General features: G+C 62.7%; 14 protein-coding genes. 10 read left to right on the top strand and 4 right to left on the bottom strand.

All coding sequences use genetic code 11. From position 1 onward, the window contains the following. The first annotated feature begins 53 nt into the window (after nt 1–53). The gene (locus NKJ09_RS14120) at nt 54–542 is read left to right on the top strand and encodes a hypothetical protein (RefSeq protein WP_023720866.1); all 489 of its coding nucleotides are present in this window, start codon (nt 54–56) and stop codon (nt 540–542) included. Nucleotides 543–659: 117 nt separating this feature from the next. On the opposite strand, the gene NKJ09_RS14115 is transcribed toward NKJ09_RS14120, so the two are convergent. Beyond that, nucleotides 660–1,436 (bottom strand): VOC family protein, encoded by a 777-nt coding sequence (locus NKJ09_RS14115; protein ID WP_352495146.1) that lies wholly within the window; start codon nt 1,434–1,436, stop codon nt 660–662. A 411-nt stretch (nt 1,437–1,847) separates the two neighbouring features. Here NKJ09_RS14115 and NKJ09_RS14110 point away from each other — a divergent pair, with 411 nt between their 5' ends. The 5 genes from NKJ09_RS14110 to NKJ09_RS14090 all read left to right on the top strand — a co-directional run bounded on the left by NKJ09_RS14110 (nt 1,848) and on the right by NKJ09_RS14090 (nt 6,059). Then, nucleotides 1,848–3,212, top strand: coding sequence for an NAD(P)-dependent oxidoreductase (locus NKJ09_RS14110; RefSeq protein WP_352495147.1), 1,365 nt, complete (start codon nt 1,848–1,850; stop codon nt 3,210–3,212). Between the two features lie 2 nt (nt 3,213–3,214). Then, a complete protein-coding gene (preA, locus tag NKJ09_RS14105; RefSeq protein WP_352495148.1) occupies nt 3,215–4,528 on the top strand; it encodes an NAD-dependent dihydropyrimidine dehydrogenase subunit PreA in 1,314 nt (437 codons plus the stop codon). Between the two features lie 103 nt (nt 4,529–4,631). Beyond that, entirely contained in the window at nt 4,632–5,150 is a 519-nt protein-coding gene (locus NKJ09_RS14100; protein ID WP_352495149.1) for an RrF2 family transcriptional regulator, read from the top strand. 13 nt (nt 5,151–5,163) lie between these two features. Further along, nucleotides 5,164–5,622, top strand: coding sequence for a carboxymuconolactone decarboxylase family protein (locus NKJ09_RS14095; protein ID WP_352495150.1), 459 nt, complete (start codon nt 5,164–5,166; stop codon nt 5,620–5,622). Between the two features lie 59 nt (nt 5,623–5,681). After that, on the top strand, nt 5,682–6,059 hold the full coding sequence (locus NKJ09_RS14090) for a DoxX family protein (protein WP_023720860.1): 378 nt from the start codon (nt 5,682–5,684) through the stop codon (nt 6,057–6,059). A gap of 28 nt (nt 6,060–6,087) precedes the next feature. On the opposite strand, the gene NKJ09_RS14085 is transcribed toward NKJ09_RS14090, so the two are convergent. After that, nucleotides 6,088–6,810: an SDR family oxidoreductase gene (locus NKJ09_RS14085; RefSeq protein WP_352495151.1), complete on the bottom strand. Its 723-nt coding sequence runs from the start codon at nt 6,808–6,810 to the stop codon at nt 6,088–6,090. Then, nucleotides 6,807–7,658: an SDR family NAD(P)-dependent oxidoreductase gene (locus NKJ09_RS14080; protein WP_352495152.1), complete on the bottom strand. Its 852-nt coding sequence runs from the start codon at nt 7,656–7,658 to the stop codon at nt 6,807–6,809. The genes NKJ09_RS14085 and NKJ09_RS14080 overlap by 4 nt, the downstream gene beginning before the upstream one ends. A gap of 105 nt (nt 7,659–7,763) precedes the next feature. Between NKJ09_RS14080 and NKJ09_RS14075 the strand changes: the two genes are divergently transcribed. After that, entirely contained in the window at nt 7,764–8,636 is an 873-nt protein-coding gene (locus NKJ09_RS14075) for a helix-turn-helix transcriptional regulator (protein ID WP_023720857.1), read from the top strand. A 10-nt stretch (nt 8,637–8,646) separates the two neighbouring features. On the opposite strand, the gene NKJ09_RS14070 is transcribed toward NKJ09_RS14075, so the two are convergent. After that, nucleotides 8,647–9,288: a TetR family transcriptional regulator C-terminal domain-containing protein gene (locus NKJ09_RS14070; protein WP_352482943.1), complete on the bottom strand. Its 642-nt coding sequence runs from the start codon at nt 9,286–9,288 to the stop codon at nt 8,647–8,649. Between the two features lie 243 nt (nt 9,289–9,531). Here NKJ09_RS14070 and aptA point away from each other — a divergent pair, with 243 nt between their 5' ends. The 3 genes from aptA (at nt 9,532) to NKJ09_RS14055 (ending at nt 12,625) form a co-directional block, all read left to right on the top strand. Continuing rightward, the gene (gene aptA / locus NKJ09_RS14065; protein ID WP_352495153.1) at nt 9,532–10,860 is read left to right on the top strand and encodes an omega-aminotransferase AptA; all 1,329 of its coding nucleotides are present in this window, start codon (nt 9,532–9,534) and stop codon (nt 10,858–10,860) included. A gap of 68 nt (nt 10,861–10,928) precedes the next feature. Then, nucleotides 10,929–12,179, top strand: coding sequence for a Zn-dependent hydrolase (locus NKJ09_RS14060; RefSeq protein WP_352482945.1), 1,251 nt, complete (start codon nt 10,929–10,931; stop codon nt 12,177–12,179). Further along, on the top strand, nt 12,176–12,625 hold the full coding sequence (locus tag NKJ09_RS14055) for a contact-dependent growth inhibition system immunity protein (protein ID WP_352495154.1): 450 nt from the start codon (nt 12,176–12,178) through the stop codon (nt 12,623–12,625). Before NKJ09_RS14060 ends, NKJ09_RS14055 begins: the two co-directional genes overlap by 4 nt. Nucleotide 12,626 lies beyond the last annotated feature (1 nt).

Here is a 12,626-nt window from a genome sequence, read left to right as displayed (position 1 = left end):
GCTATAGTTGTAGTGATATCCAGACACTCCAAACCATGTGGGTTCCGTTTGCCATGAGAAAAGTCGTCGTCAGCCTATTCGCCATCCTTGCAGGCACCAGCGTCGCCACGGCCGACGATGCCGGCTGTGCTGCCTTCAAATGGCCGGTGACGCGCGAGGAGGCCCTGTTTGCGGCGGCGCCCGCCGCGCAGTCCGGCGCTGACCTTTCGGTCGGCGAGGCTGCAGATGTGGCGTTGGCGCCGGTCGGCACGATCAGCTTCACCGTTCCGCCGGAACGCGCGCCGGCAGCCGGTACATTCGGCGCGATGGCGAGCGTGGCCGTGCCCCCGGAGGGAGAGCTCCAGATCAGCCTGTCTGATGAGGCTTGGATCGATGTCGTTCAGGACGGTAAAGCCGTGAAGTCGGCGGCTTTCAGTGGTATAAAAACCTGTCCGGGGATCCGCAAGAGCGTGCGCTTCAAGCTAGCCGCCGGCCCGGCGACCATCCAGCTCAGCGGCGCCAAGAAGCCCGATCTCAAAGTTTCCGTGCTGACGCCGGAATAGTTCTCAAAGAGCGTAAGGTTGGAGGGACAGCGCCCCTCTCTGTCCTGCCGGACATCTCCCCCACGAGGGGGGAGATCGGTTTTTGCTGCCGGTTTCGCCAATCGCGACGCGACGTTGCTACCGCACCGGTGCCATTAGCGCGAAATGGGCGCCTTGCGGGTCTGTGCACTGCACGATCCAGCTGCCGCCGGGGACCTCCATCGGACCCATCAGGATCTTGCCGCCATTGTCGGTGACGCGCTTGGCTGCCGCGTCGATGCCGGGCACGTTGAAATAGAACTGCCAGACCGGCATCGGGATCTGCTCGGGCTTGTTCATTATGCCGCCAACGGGCTCGCCGCCGAAGGCGAAAAGCTGGTAGACGCCCATCGGACCCATATCCATGGCGTCGCCCTTCTCCCAGCCGAACTGACTGGAATAGAAATCGGACGCCGCCTTCCAGTCTGATGTGTAGAGCTCATGCCAGCCGATGTTGCCGGGTGTCGCCAATGGTAGCGGCGGCTGGTCGGGACCGCTGGGCTGCAGGAAGTTGAACATCGCGCCTTGCGGATCGGCAACGACGGCGAAGCGGCCAACGCCCGGAATGTCGTCTGGCTCGCGGTGAACCGCGCCACCAGCCTTCTTGAGGGAGGCCGTTGTGGCATCGACATCCCTGGTGAGGATATAACCGATCCAGGCCGGCGGCATTCCCATCTTGCGCGCGTCATCGGGCAGCGTCATCAGCCCGCCGACGCCGCGCTCGCCGACATTCATGACGATATAGCGCGGCATGCCCGGCGCCCCGTCGAAAGGCTGCCCCCGCCAGCCTACCACGGCGGTGTAGAACGCCTCGGCGGCGTCGAGATCGGTGGTCATCAGCTCGTACCAGAAGAAGGGCGTGGGGGACTGTGGCATTGTCGTGCTCCTTGCGGTTTTTCGATCATGCGCGATCCATTCTAGGACGATCTTCACGACGAAAATCCGACAGCCAACCAAAAAAGATGACGGCAAACCGGAAATGTTACCGGGTTGCGCGCCCTGTGGTTTTCGACTTTGCTTGCAGTCAACGAGGGGTTGTTGATCCATGCGCCGGATGTCGCTCACTTCCGAACTTGTCGCGCTGTGCGACGAGATCAGGTTGCTCCATGGCAACGCTCCTGAATGCGGTTCCGTACCTGCTTCGTGACGTATATGGCCGTTTGGAAAAACATGATTATTACAATCATGTTTGTTGAAGCTTTTCAGTCGCTTGGCCGAAAATTGACCAATTGATAAAAAAATAAAACGTGCTAGCCTTCCCCAAAACAAGAACATGGGGAACTGACGATGGCAGAAGGCCAGTTCAAGCAAGGCATTGCCGGCGGGCGGCTTTCGCCGGAACAATATGCCGACAATTTTGCCGACCTGCATCCGCCGCTCGATCATCACGAGGCGCTGGTCGAATCCGACCGCTGCTATTTCTGCTATGACGCGCCGTGCATGAATGCATGCCCGACCTCGATCGACATCCCGCTGTTCATCCGCCAGATTTCGACGGGCAATCCGATCGGCTCGGCCAAGACGATTTTCGAACAGAACATTTTGGGCGGCATGTGCGCCCGCGTCTGCCCGACCGAAACGCTGTGCGAAGAGGTCTGCGTGCGCGAAGTGGCCGAAGGCAAGCCGGTGCAGATTGGTCGCCTGCAGCGCTACGCCACCGATGTCGCCATGGCCGAAAACAAGCAGTTCTACAAGCGCCCCGAACCGACCGGCAAGACCGTCGCCGTGGTCGGCGCCGGTCCGGCCGGGCTAGCGGCCGCGCATCGGCTCGCCCGCTACGGCCACGACGTGACCATCCTGGAAGCCCGCCCGAAGGCCGGCGGCCTTAATGAATACGGTATCGCGGCCTATAAGAGCGTCGACAATTTCGCCCAAGCCGAGGTGGACTATGTCACGTCGATCGGCGGCATCGACATCCAGAACGGCAAGGCGCTCGGCCGTGATTACCAGCTGTCGGACCTGACCCGGAATTACGACGCGGTGTTCCTCGGCATGGGGCTTGCCGGCGTCAATGCCTTGCGAGCGGATGGCGAGGAGGCGCAAGGCGTCACCAATGCTGTCGAGTTCATTGCCGAGCTCCGTCAGGCCAGTGATCTGGCCAGCCTGCCGGTCGGCCGGCGTGTTGTCGTCATCGGCGGCGGCATGACGGCGATCGACGCGGCGGTGCAATCGAAGCTGCTCGGGGCCGAAGAGGTGACGATCTGCTATCGGCGCGGCCCGGAGCACATGAACGCCTCCGAATTCGAGCAGGACCTGGCCGCTGCCAACGGCGTCATCATCCGGCACTGGCTGCAGCCGAAGCGGGTCATTGCCGATGGCGGCAAGGTGTCGGCGATCGAGCTCGAATACACCGCGATGGACGGCGACCGGCTCGTCGGCACCGGCGAGCGGCTGACACTGACCGCCGACCAGGTGTTCAAGGCGATCGGCCAGAGTTTTGTCCCGGCTGCGCTCAACGGCAGCGGGGCTTTGCTTGACCTGGAAGCCGGCCGCATCAAGGTCGACGCCGAAGGCCGCACCTCGCTGCCAAACGTCTGGGCCGGCGGCGACTGCATCTTTGGCGGCGACGACCTGACCGTCTCGGCCGTCGCGCAAGGCCGCGACGCGGCGGAAAGCATTCATCGGGCACTTGCCTCGAACGGGAAGGCATGAGCATGGCAGACATCCGCAATAATTTCGTCGGCATCAAATCGCCGAACCCGTTCTGGCTGGCCTCGGCGCCGCCGACCGACAAGGCCTACAACGTCATCCGCGCCTTCAAGGCGGGCTGGGGCGGCGTTGTCTGGAAGACGCTCGGCGAAGAGGGTCCGCCGGTGGTCAACGTTAATGGCCCGCGCTACGGCGCGATCTGGGGCGCCGATCGTCGCCTGCTTGGCCTGAACAATATCGAGCTGATCACCGATCGTGACCTGCAGGTCAATTTGCGCGAGATCAAGCAGGTCAAGATGGATTGGCCCGACCGGGCGATCGTCGTCTCGCTGATGGTGCCGTGCGAGGAGCATGCCTGGAAGGCTATCCTGCCGGTGGTCGAGGAGACCGGCGCTGATGGTATCGAGCTCAATTTCGGCTGCCCGCACGGCATGTCGGAACGCGGCATGGGTGCGGCGGTCGGCCAGGTGCCGGAATACATCGAAATGGTGGTGCGCTGGTGCAAGGCCAACACCCGCATGCCGGTCATCACCAAGCTGACGCCCAACATCACCGACATACGCAAGCCGGCACGCGCTGCCCTTGCCGGCGGCACCGACGCGGTGTCGCTGATCAACACCATCAATTCGATCACCGGCGTCAATCTCGACAATTTCGCACCGGAGCCGACGATCGACGGTAAGGGTTCGCATGGCGGCTATTGCGGTCCGGCGGTGAAGCCGATCGCGATGAACATGGTGGCCGAGATCGCGCGCGACCCGGAAACGCATGGCCTGCCGATCTCCGGTATCGGCGGCATCACCACCTGGCGCGACGCCGCCGAGTTCATGGCGCTCGGCGCCGGCAATGTGCAGGTGTGCACGGCGGCAATGACCTATGGCTTCAAGATCGTGCAGGAGATGATCGCCGGCCTGGAAAACTGGATGGACGAGAAGGGCCATGCCTCGCTCGACGACATCGTCGGCCGCGCCACGCCCAACGTCACCGACTGGCAGTATCTCAACCTCAACTATATCGCCAAGGCGCATATCGACCAGGACGCCTGTATCAAATGCGGCCGCTGCCACATCGCCTGCGAGGACACCTCGCACCAGGCGATCACCAGCATGGTGGACGGCGTCAGGCATTTCGAGGTGATCGAGGCCGAATGCGTCGGCTGCAATCTCTGCGTCAATGTCTGCCCGGTCGAGAACTGCATCACCATGGAGCCGCTGGCGGTCGGCGTGATGGACCAGCGCACCGGCAAGCCGGTGTCACCGATCTACGCCAACTGGACGACGCATCCGAACAACCCGATGGCCAAGGTGGCGGCGGAATAGCATTGCGAAAAAAAAGCGGCGTTCACGGGCGCCGCTTTTTTAATTTCCCTATTGCGGACAAAGATTATCCACGATAATCTATATCCATGACTAGGAGAGCGAAATGAAGCTGGGTGAGGGCGTCGAAGCGGCCATCCACTGCGCCGCGATGCTTGCTGGCGTTGATGGCGCCGCGACCATGCCGGGTGCTGCCATGGCGGAAGCGTTCGGGCTGTCGCCGAGCTATCTCCTCAAGCATCTCAACATGCTGACGGTGTCGGGCATTCTGGAATCGGTTCCGGGGCCGTCCGGCGGCTACCGGCTGGCGCGGCCGGCGGAACGCATTACGCTGCTCGATATCGTGTTGGCCGTCGAAGGGCGAGAACCGGCCTTTCGCTGCGCCGAAATCCGCCAGCGCGGCCCCGCCAGGCTCGATGCCTCGGTTTATGTCAAACCCTGCGGCATCAAGGTGGCGATGCTGAAGGCCGAGCGTGCCTACCGCGCAGCGCTCGCCGACGCCCGGCTGTCCGACATCGTTGCAGAATACACGGCCGATGCCGATCCCCGTTCGGTCGCCGCCAACTGCGCCTTCGTCGAGCGCCGTCAGCGTCCGCAGAAATCAAGTTCAACCAAGCAAGCATGAAAGGCTAAAAACGATGAAAGAGAGGCTGCAATTTTTCGGCGCGGCGCCGGAGATCATGAAGGCGGTGTCGGTGCTCAACAAGGCAGTCGACGAATGCGGGCTCGAAAAAAGCCTGTTGCATCTGATCAAGCTCAGGGCGTCGCAGATCAACGGCTGCTCGTATTGCGTCGAGATGCACAGCCGCGAGGCGCGCCACGACGGCGAGAGCGAGCAGCGGCTCTATCTCGTCTCCGCCTGGAAGGAATCGCCGCTATTTTCAGAGCGCGAACGCGCAGCCTTTGCCTGGACCGACGCGCTGACCAGGATCGCCGACAACGGTGTTTCGGACGAACTCTACGCAAGGACGCTCGAGCATTTTTCGGAGCAGGAGTTGGTCAAGCTGTCGGTTGCACTCGGCATGATCAACACCTGGAACCGACTTTGCGTTCCGTTCCATGCAATCCATCCGATGCCGGCGGTCATGGCCGCTTGAGCATGGACCAGGCGCGCGGCCTGCGTCGCGCGCCTCTTTTCTGCCCAAGGACCAACAGCATGTTTTCAAGCTTTGATAGTGAGATTCTATTCGCGGCCCGCCTGCTGCTCGGCGGCGCCTTTGTCTTTGCCGGCCTGCGCAACATCCAAAACGCGGCGTTCCTGACCCAATTGATGACGACGCGCGGCGTGCCGCAGGCGCGGCTGGTGCTCTGGCTGGGGATCGTCCTGCAGACCGTCACCGGAGCACTGGTGATCGCGGGCATCTGGACCGCTGCCGCCGCTCTGTGCCTGGTGTTGTTCCTTGTCGTTGCTACGCCGATGTTCCATAATTTCTGGGATCATCAGGGTCCCGAGCGCGCGTCCCGCATCAATGGCTTTGTCGGCAACGTCGCGCTGACCGGAGGATTTCTGGCGCTGATCGCGCAGTCGCTTTGAAAGCGATTGCCGCGTAGATGTAGCCGCGTTACGCCGCATACCGCAAGCCGCCGTCGCAGGTCAGGATCTGGCCGGTGACGAAGCTGTTCGAAACCAGGAACGCGATCGCCTCAGCAACGTCCTCGGCGCGGCCGATGCGGCCGACCGGCGTCTTGCCTGCATAATCGGCAAACACCGCATGGCGCTGTTCATCAGGCAAAAAATCCCACCAGGGCGTGTCAATGACGCCCGGCGCCACGACATTGACGCGTAACGGCTTCAGCTCCATTGCCAGGATCGGCACCACGGTCAGCAGCATGCCGTTGACGGCGGCGATGCCGGCGACACCCGGCGCCGACAATTGCGCCGACACCGCCGAGATGAAAGTCACCGAGCCGCTCTTGTTCAGCGTCGGCAAGGCGGCCTGCAGGCAGGAGAGCTGGGGCCGGACCTTCTCGTCGACGCCGCCGCCGATGTCGGTCAGGTCAAGCGTTTCGAACGGGCCGAGCCCCTTGCCGCCGCTCGCGGCCAGCACCAGGTGATCGAAAGGGCCGAGATCGCTGAAAAACCGGCGAACCTCGTCCGGCTTCGCGGCATCGAAGGCAGCTTTTCCGACCGCGCCGCCAAGGCTTTGCCCTGCGTTGTCGAGCCTTTCCCGGTTGCGCCCGGTGATCGTCACCTTCATGCCCGGACCAAGCAGCTTTTTCGCGGTGGCGAGGCCGATGCCGGAGGAGCCGCCGACGACCACGGTGTGACTGGTTTTCTCGATCATGAATTTTCTTTCTTCGATGTTGCGGAAGCGGGTGCGAGCCCGACAAGGCCGAGGCTCAATTCGCGCAACTGCTGCCTCGCCTTAGCGTCATAGGCTTGCGCATCGGCGCGGGATTCCCTCTGGCCGTCGAAATAGAGGCCGCTCCGCCCTTCGAGCGCCGGCGATGCGGCGAGGTTGATGATGGCTTCGGCGCCGGTTTCGACCGAGCTCCAGGGTGTGACGCCCGCCTGCCGCACCATCGTGGTGTTCATGTAGCTTGCCGGATGCAGGCTGTTGACCGTGACGCCGGTGCCGTTCAGCTGCTCCGCCAGATCGATGGTGAACATGATCTGCGCCAGCTTGCTCTGGCAGTAGGCACGGACGCCGTCATAGGAGCGGGTAAGCATGACGTCATCGAAATCGATCGCCTGCTGGCCTGCCGAGGCGACGTTGACGATGCGCGCCGGCGCGCTGGCCTTGAGCAGCGGCAGCAGCTCCGTGGTGAGCAGGAAGCCGGCGAGATAGTTTACGGCAAAGCGCAGTTCGTAGCCGTCGGCGCTGACCTGCCGTTTCGCGTTGGGGCCGGCGGTGCCGACGCCGGCATTGTTGATGAGGACGTCGAGCCGCTTGGTCCTTGCGCGCACGGCCTCGGCGAGGCGGCGGACTTCCGCCAAGGAGGAGAGATCGGCGACGAGCAGCTCGGCCTCGCCGCCGGTGGCTTCGATCTCGGCCACGACCGCCTTGCCCCTCGTCGCGTCGCGGCCATGCACCAGGATGCGGGCGCCGCCGGCGCCGAGCCTTTGCGCGACGACGCGGCCGACGCCGTCGGTCGAACCGGTGATGAGGATTGTCTTGTCTTTCAGTTCCATGTTCAGAGCCTCCATCTCATCGCTCTGAATGGAAAGATGGGGCACCAGCCACTTGCCAAACAGTTCAAACTTTATCCTGGTATCGATACTGCTATAACAGTGGCCATGGATTCCACCGCGCATTCCGCCGAAGACAGCCGCCGCCGCGAGCTCGGCGCCTTCCTGCGTTCGCGGCGCGAAAGGCTGACGCCTTCGGCCACCGGCATCTCGACCGGCTTACGCCGGCGCACGCCCGGGCTGCGGCGCGAGGAGGTGGCGATGATCGCCGGCGTCGGCACGACCTGGTACACCTGGCTGGAGCAGGGCCGCGACGTTCGGCCGTCGGTGGAAGTGCTGACCGCACTCAGCCAGGCGCTGCGCCTGGACGCGGCTGAGCAACGGCATCTGTTTATTCTCGCCGGCCGGCCGCAGCCGGAGCGTCGCGTCGACGCGCCGGAAAAGATCGACGGCCCCTTGCTGCACATGCTGCAGAGTCTGGTCCTGCAGCCGGCCTATGTCGTCGGGCGGCGCTGGGATGTGCTGGCCTGGAACCCGGCGGCGGCAGCCGTGTTCGGCGATTATGGCCTGCTGGAGGGCGATGCCCGCAACATCGTCCATATGGTTTTCACCAGCCCGCAGCATCGGCGCCTGCTCGTCGACTGGGAGGAACTGGCGCGCGCCGTGCTGGCGTCATTCCGGGCGGAAAGCGCGAAGTATGTCGGCGATCCGGATTTCGAGCGGTTGATTGCGCTGATGACGCGTTCAAGCCCGGAGTTCCGCGCCTGGTGGCCGCTGCGCGATGTGGCCCGCAACCTATCGGGTGTGAAGCATGTCAGGCATCCGATAGCGGGCGCCATGGCGTTCGAACATATGAGCCTGTCGATCGACGACGGCTCGGACATGAAGCTGATCGTCTACACGCCGCTCGCCGAGCAGAACTCGATCGCCAAGCTGCAGAAGCTGCTCGATGCGCTGCCGGCCGCGCGGCGCAGCGCGTGAACCATCAAGGCTAGTCTTTCGGCTTCAGCCCGTCGATGAACAGTTGCTCGAGAAACCTTGCGGCATCCTCGAAGCGGCCGTCGCCGCCGCGGTCGGGGCCGAGCACGGCGCGGACCTGGACGTCGAAATCGGCATAATGCTGCGTCGTCGCCCAGATCGAGAAGATCAGGTGCCAGGGGTCGGTGCGGGCAATCTTGCCGGCGCGCATCCAGCCCTTGATGACGTTGGCTTTCTCGTCGACCAGCGTCTTCAACTCACCTTCCAGCATCGGCATGATGCGCGGCGCGCCCTGCAGGATCTCATTAGCGAATAGCCGGCTCTCGCGCGGGAAATCGCGCGCCATTTCGAGCTTGCGCCTGATGTAGTTGCGCAGTTCGGTCAGCGGATCGCCAATGTCGTCGAGTTCGCGCAGCGGCGCCAGCCAGGTGTCGAGAAGCCGTTGCATCAGCGTCTCGTGGATGTCCTCCTTGCGGCGGAAATAATAGAGCAGGTTCGGCTTCGACATGCCGGCGGCTTCGGCGATCTGGTCGATGGTCGAACCGCGAAAACCGTTGGTGGAGAAGACTTCGAGCGCCGCCTCCAGAATGAGCTCGCGCTTTTCCAGCTGGATGCGGGTGCGGCGTGGAGCGGAGCTTTCGACCGCCCCCGTCACCTCGAACAACCTTCGCTGTGAGGAGCGTCTGGACCAATTCTCTGGACCAGTTTTTCCCCGCCCTGTGGAGCGCACTTCGAAAGCCGCATTTCCGCTAGTAATCCCTTGACCGCTGATAAGGCGGTGCTAACGTTTGTCCAACCGGTCAAAAATTTGCGTAGCACGAAAACGCAGCAAAGACCAAGTGTTGGAAAGACCAAGCGTTAGCCGCACCGAAACAGGTTACAAGGGGAAGTCTTGGTCATGTCCAACCGGCTGAAAGTCACGCCGAACGATCTCAGCGCATTCTGGATGCCGTTCACGGCAAACCGGCAGTTCAAGCAGGCGCCGCGCATGATGGTGTCGGCCAAGGACATGCATTACACGACCAGCGACGGGCGCAAGGTTCTCGACGGCACCGCCGGCCTGTGGTGCGTCAATGCCGGCCACTGCCGCCCGAAGATCACCGAGGCGATCCAGAGCCAAGCGGCAGAGCTCGACTATGCGCCGGCCTTCCAGATGGGCCACCCGATCGTGTTCGAGCTGGCCAATCGCCTGGTCGACATCGCCCCGAAGGGCATGGACCATGTGTTCTTCACCAATTCCGGCTCGGAATCAGTCGAGACGGCGCTGAAGATGGCGATCGCCTATCACCGCGTAAAAGGCGAGGGCTCGCGCACCCGGCTGATCGGCCGCGAGCGCGGCTATCACGGCGTCAATTTCGGCGGCATCTCGGTCGGCGGCATCGTCACCAACCGCAAGATGTTTGGCACGCTGCTCGGCGGCGTAGATCACATGCCACACACGCATTTGCCGGAAAAGAACTCCTTCACGAAAGGCGTGCCCGAGCATGGCGCGGAACTGGCCAACGAGCTGGAACGCATCGTCGCCCTGCACGACGCGTCGACCATCGCCGCAGTCATCGTCGAACCGGTTGCCGGTTCCACCGGCGTCATCCTGCCGCCGAAGGGCTATCTGCAGAAGCTGCGCGAGATCTGCACCAAGCACGGCATCTTGCTGATCTTCGACGAGGTCATCACCGGTTTTGGCCGCCTCGGCACGCCGTTTGCCGCCGACTATTTCGGTGTCACCCCGGATATCATGACGACGGCCAAGGGCGTCTCCAATGGCGTCATCCCGATGGGCGCGGTGTTCGTCAAGAAGGAAATCCACGACGCCTTCATGACCGGGCCCGAGCATATGATTGAGTTCTTCCACGGCTACACCTATTCGGGCAATCCGATCGCCTGCGCGGCGGCGCTGGGCACACTCGACACCTACAAGGAAGAGGGGCTGCTGACGCGCGGCGAGGAATTGGCGCCGTACTGGGAGGACGCGCTGCACTCGCTGAAGGGCGAACCGAACGTCATCGACATCCGCAACATCGGCCTGATCGGCGCGATCGAGCTGGCGCCGATCGCAGGCCAGCCGACGAAGCGCGCCTTCTCGGCTTTCGTCAAGGCGTTCGACCGCGGTGCGCTGATCCGCACCACCGGCGACATCATCGCTCTGTCGCCACCGCTCATCATCACCAAGGGCCAGATCAACGAATTGATCGACCATGTGCGCGAAGTGCTGAGGGCGGTGGACTAGATGCTCCCCAACATGTAGGGCGACGACGGGAACCGTCGTCCTAATGTGAGTAAATGAGAGGAACTTGAATGGCCGCCCCCGGCGAGAATCTGCGAATCAATTCAGACCGTTTGTGGGATTCGATAATGGAGATGGCGAAGATCGGCCCCGGCATTGCCGGCGGCAATAATCGCCAGACCGTTACCAACGAGGATGGCGAAGGGCGGCACCTGTTCAAGCGCTGGTGCGATGAGGCGGGGCTCGAAATGGGCGTCGACGAGATGGGTACGATGTTTGCCCGTCGCGAAGGCACCGACCCCAGCCTGCCGCCGGTGTATGTCGGCAGCCATCTCGATACGCAGCCGACCGGCGGCAAGTACGACGGCGTGCTCGGCGTGCTCGGCGGCCTGGAGGTTGTGCGCTCGCTCGACGATCTCGGCATCAAGACCAAGCACCCGATCGTCGTCACCAACTGGACCAACGAGGAAGGCGCGCGCTTTGCGCCGGCGATGATGGCGTCCGGGGTATTCGCCGGCGTGCTCGATCAGGCCGAAATCTATTCGCATGTCGACAAGGACGGCAAGAAATTCGGCGAGGAGCTCGAACGGATCGGCTGGAAGGGCACCGAAAAGGTCGGCGAGCGCAAGATCCACGCCTTCTTCGAATTGCATATCGAGCAGGGCCCGATCCTCGAGGACGAGGGCATCGACATTGGCGTCGTCACCCATGGCCAGGGACTGAAATGGCTGCAGGTGACGCTGACCGGCAGGGAGGCGCATACCGGCTCTACGCCGATGCCGAAGCGGCGCAATGCCGGGCTCGGCATGGCGCGGGTGATCGAATTGGTGCACGAGATCGCCATGGACTACCAGCCGGACGCCGTCGGCGCGGTCGGCCATATGGAGGTCTATCCGAACTCGCGCAACATCATCGCCGGACGCACCGTCTTCACCATCGACATCCGCTCGCCGGAAAAGGAGGTGCTGGACGCCATGGACGGCCGCATCCGCGAAGGCATCGACACGATCTGCGAGGCGCTCGACATCAAATATCAAATCGATCAGGTCGGTCATTTCGATCCGGTCACCTTCGACGCGGGCTGCGTCAAGGCTGTGCGGGATGCGGCGGAGCGCCTGGGATATACGCATCGCAACATCGTCTCCGGCGCCGGCCACGACGCCTGCTGGATCAACCGCGTCGCACCGACGGCGATGGTGATGTGTCCCTGCGTCGACGGGCTCAGCCACAACGAGGCCGAGGAGATCACCAAGGAATGGGCAACGGCCGGCGCCGATGTGCTGTTCCACGCGGTGGTCGATACGGCAGTGATTGTCGAATGAAGCCGCGTCGCAATCTTGACGAAGATCGGACGCTTAACGTGCTTCTGGGCTGGAAGGCAGATCAGCCTCCATTTCAAACCTCTCTCGTCGAACAATGCAGCATCGCGTTGGCAACGCCGCTGCGGAACCTTACGGGGGAGCAAATAAGGCTGCTGGTCAGCCAAGGATTCGGGCTGGAATATGTGGTCCCCAAAGCGATATCCATACTGACTGAAAACCCGTTGATCGCAGTGACGTTCCACGATGGCGATCTACTTATGAACTGCCTCAAGATTTCTCCGGAGTTCTGGATGGAAAACCAGGATCTTTGGATTGAGCTTGACGGGATCCTGCGATCGCTTGACCAAACCATGTCAGACATCGGCAAGCATCGGCCACAATTCGATTCCGCCTGGGAAATTTTGAGCGGTCAGGACGCGGGAATCGCAAGATCGAAGAAAGCTTAAG

It is taken from the genome of Mesorhizobium sp. M0189 (assembly GCF_040322135.1).
Taxonomy (GTDB): Bacteria; Pseudomonadota; Alphaproteobacteria; order Rhizobiales; family Rhizobiaceae; genus Mesorhizobium.
This window is presented reverse-complemented; position numbering and strand designations above follow the sequence as displayed.